The sequence below is a fragment of the Oleiphilus sp. HI0132 genome (assembly GCF_001635845.1).
In genome coordinates this window covers 1-899 of sequence record NZ_LWGJ01000957.1, presented here as the reverse complement: position 1 = coordinate 899, position 899 = coordinate 1, and the positions used below count along the sequence as shown (strand labels likewise).

Annotated in this window: 1 protein-coding gene and 1 pseudogene; both read left to right on the top strand. The window is 44.7% G+C overall.

Annotated features, from left to right (window positions below; translation table 11 throughout):
* A pseudogene (locus A3766_RS31020) lies at positions 1–550 on the top strand (XRE family transcriptional regulator); the annotation flags it as partial.
* A 109-nt stretch (positions 551–659) separates the two neighbouring features.
* Positions 660–899: MATE family efflux transporter (locus A3766_RS10700; RefSeq protein WP_255375437.1), on the top strand; the 240-nt coding region annotated here is incomplete at its 3' end.

Sequence of the window (899 nt, the reverse complement as noted above, 5' to 3'; positions counted from 1 at the left end):
CGGCCTGACAGTTAGTGAGCTTAGCGAAGCTGTAAACCTGAAAGATAAGTCCGTTATCGAAGCTGTAGAGAATGGCACAGCCACTCTCTCTTTCGAACTAATACTCCGCCTGGCCGCCCTTCTTGCCAGAAACGACCCTATTCCTTTCATTCTCAAATACAGTAGAACCTACGCACCAGACACATGGAAAATCTTGAATGACTGGGGTGCCGGACGCCTTCCTCTTCATTATGAAAGAGAGCGACAGTTCATCAATATTTACCGTTCTCAAGACCAAGCGAGACAGCTATCGGATGAAGGCTACGAACGCGTTCTTGAGTTTACTAAACAAGCATTCAATATGTCTCTTCACTTTATCGCTGAGCAGGAAGATGCTTTACAAGAAATGATTGAGACTCAAGAGGAACAGATGGAAGTGCTCAGATCCAAAATGAGCCAGGTACATAAGCACAAAACGCAAGCACCAAGCGATGATAGTGATGCAAAACAAAACTCCGATGAAACGCCAGCTGAGGGCAAACCCAATGAACAGCAAAAAGACGCGCCCTGATCTCCCCTCCCTTTAAGCACTCTTTTCATCGAAGTTCGTGATATAGTCCCCTAAAGATTCTATTCATCCTCTAGCCTACGACACTGAAGTATAACTATTCGTTAATATTTTGAGAAAACGCAACCTTACCGAAGGCAATATCAGCCAGCAGCTCTACAAAATGACGGTTCCTATGATTGGCGGCATCTTGGCCATCATGTCGATGAACATTGTAGACACCTATTATGTCGGACAACTCGGCACTCGCGAACTCACCGCAATGAGTTTTACCATTCCAATTATCTCTATCCTATTAAGTCTGGCATTTGGCATTGTCATTGGAACTTCTTCCGTTATCGCTCGTGCAATT